4 protein-coding genes are annotated in these 2,093 nt (G+C 57.8%); all 4 read left to right on the top strand.

Features of this window, described 5'->3' with window-relative positions; all coding sequences use genetic code 11:
- A partial coding sequence (locus WCA53_RS05360; RefSeq protein ID WP_407762215.1) for a peptide-methionine (R)-S-oxide reductase occupies positions 1-110 on the top strand: 110 nt, incomplete at its 5' end.
- A gap of 143 nt (positions 111-253) precedes the next feature.
- Positions 254-793 carry a septation protein A gene (locus WCA53_RS05355; RefSeq protein ID WP_423906516.1) on the top strand — a complete coding sequence of 180 codons (540 nt, stop codon included), beginning with the start codon at positions 254-256 and terminating at the stop codon, positions 791-793.
- Entirely contained in the window at positions 790-1,092 is a 303-nt protein-coding gene (locus WCA53_RS05350) for a BolA family protein (protein ID WP_423906512.1), read from the top strand. The genes WCA53_RS05355 and WCA53_RS05350 overlap by 4 nt, the downstream gene beginning before the upstream one ends.
- Before the next feature lie 76 nt (positions 1,093-1,168).
- Entirely contained in the window at positions 1,169-1,951 is a 783-nt protein-coding gene (locus WCA53_RS05345; protein WP_423906507.1) for a peptidylprolyl isomerase, read from the top strand.
- Positions 1,952-2,093: the final 142 nt, after the last annotated feature.

Here is a 2,093-nt window from a genome sequence, read left to right as displayed (position 1 = left end):
AGTGCAAGAACTGCGGCGCGCATCTGGGCCACGTTTTCGAGGACGGCCCCGCGCCGACCGGTCTGCGCTACTGCATCAACTCGGCTGCGCTACAATTCGAACCCAAGTAAGCGTAGGGCAAGCGGTTCTGGGGGTGGATTTCGTCGTTATCCACCCGCTGATTCACCCTTTAGGCGCCATCCGCAACCGGTAGTATCCGGTCTACGGACGGCGCTTTCCTGCTTTCAACATCGATCCCCTTCTCGTCGCCGACATGAAATTTCTGTTCGATCTGTTTCCGATCATCCTCTTCTTCGTAACTTTCAAGATCTGGGGCATTTACACGGCAACGGCCGTCGCGATCGGCGCCACGCTCGTGCAGATCGCGTGGGTGGCGTTCCGCCATCGCAAGGTCGATCCCATGTTGTGGGTCAGCCTCGGCGTAGTCGTAGTGTTCGGCGGTGCGACGCTCGTGCTGCATAACGACACCTTCATCAAGTGGAAACCCACGGCGCTCTATTGGCTGTTTGCGGTCGCGCTGATCGTGTCGCAGGTCGGCTTCAACAAGAATCTCATCGAAGCGATGATGGGCAAACAGATCGTCTTGCCGCACCGGGTTTGGGGACAACTGAACATTGCCTGGGCCGTGTTTTTCGCGATTCTCGGCGTGGTCAATTTGTTCGTGGCGTTCAATTACACCACCGACCAATGGGTCAATTTCAAGCTCTTCGGAGCGACCGGTTGCTTGCTCGCGTTTATCGTCGCGCAGAGTTTGTGGCTGGCGAAGCATGTGAAAGAGGATGAATCAAAATGAGCTTTCTTGACGCATCGGCCGAGGGCAAGATCGTGTATCTCGAAGCGCGGTTGAACGCTGCGCTGGAAGCCGAATCCGTTCACATTGACGATGACAGCGCTGCCCATGCGGGGCATGCAGGTGCGTCTTCGGGAAGCCATTACACGGTGACCATTGTTGCGGCTCGATTCGCCGGGAAGCCACGCGTGGCGCGGCACCGGCTGGTGTATGATGCGCTGGCTGACGAGTTGCGGGAGGGTATTCACGCGCTCGCCATCAAGGCCTTTACGCCTGAAGAATTCGCTGAACAGTTCAAGTAGCCGCGTTTTTCGATTCAGCGTTTATCGTTAGCTTTTCGTCACTTCCAGCCCTTCGTTGCCTGATCAGGACTTATCGATGAATTTAAAGAACACCCGTCTCCTGGTGGTGCTGGCCGCGTTCGCGGCGGCGCCTGCTTTTGCGCAAAATATTGCCGTGGTGAACGGCACGCCGATTCCGAAGGCGCGTGTCGATGCGCTTGTCGCGCAGTTGGTTCAGCAGGGCCAGCAGGACACGCCGGCATTGCAGGCGGCTGTGCGTCAAGAGCTGGTGAACCGTGAAATCCTGATGCAGGAAGCGGCGCGGCGCGGTATCCCGGCGCGTCCTGACGTCAAGGCGCAAGTTGCGGTTGCACAGCAGACGGTGGTGTTGCGTGCGTTGATTGAAGATTTCGTGAAGAACAATGCTCCGACCGATGCCGAGATCAAGGCGCGCTACGACGACATGGTGAAGCAGGCAGGCGGTGGCAAGGAATATCACCTGCATCACATTTTGGTCGAGGATGAAGCGCAGGCTAAGGATCTGATTGCGAAGATCAAGGCTGGGGCGAGTTTTGAGGATTTGGCCAAGCAGTACTCGAAGGATCCGGGATCGGGTAAGAACGGTGGCGATCTGGACTGGTCGAGTCCGCAGGCTTATGTGCCGGAGTTTGGCGCCGCGGCGGAGAAGTTGAAGAAGGGTGAGATGACGGATACGCCGGTGAAGACGCAGTTCGGCTGGCACATTATTCGTCTGGATGATGTTCGCGATGTGGCTCCGCCGCCGTTGGAGCAGGTCAAGGCGCAGATTTCACAGCAGATCGCGCAGGAGAAGTTGCAGGCGTTCGAGGAAAATTTGCGCAAGCAGGCAAAAATCCAGTAGAGCCAAGGGGCGCGGTGGGGCGCGGCGCTGGCGGGAGTTCGGGTGGGTCGGCTAGAGGGGTGCTGCTCGCGGCGAGTGTGGGGCTAACATTGAGTCCTTCTGCTAGCGTGGTCGTTCTGCTTAAGTCGGATTTTCTTGCTTA

Origin of the sequence: Caballeronia sp., from assembly GCF_049581465.1 — a bacterium.
Taxonomy (GTDB): domain Bacteria; phylum Pseudomonadota; class Gammaproteobacteria; order Burkholderiales; family Burkholderiaceae; genus Caballeronia.
Note: the sequence above shows the minus strand (reverse complement) of the source record. Positions and strands in the feature narration are given on the sequence as shown.

What these genes read in the sequence shown, in the direction of transcription:
- WCA53_RS05350 (WP_423906512.1), top strand. Translation starts at nt 790, where the DNA reads ATGAGCTTTCTTGACGCATCGGCCGAGGGCAAGATCGTGTATCTCGAA.
- WCA53_RS05345 (WP_423906507.1), top strand. Translation starts at nt 1,169, where the DNA reads ATGAATTTAAAGAACACCCGTCTCCTGGTGGTGCTGGCCGCGTTCGCG.
- WCA53_RS05355 (WP_423906516.1), top strand. Translation starts at nt 254, where the DNA reads ATGAAATTTCTGTTCGATCTGTTTCCGATCATCCTCTTCTTCGTAACT.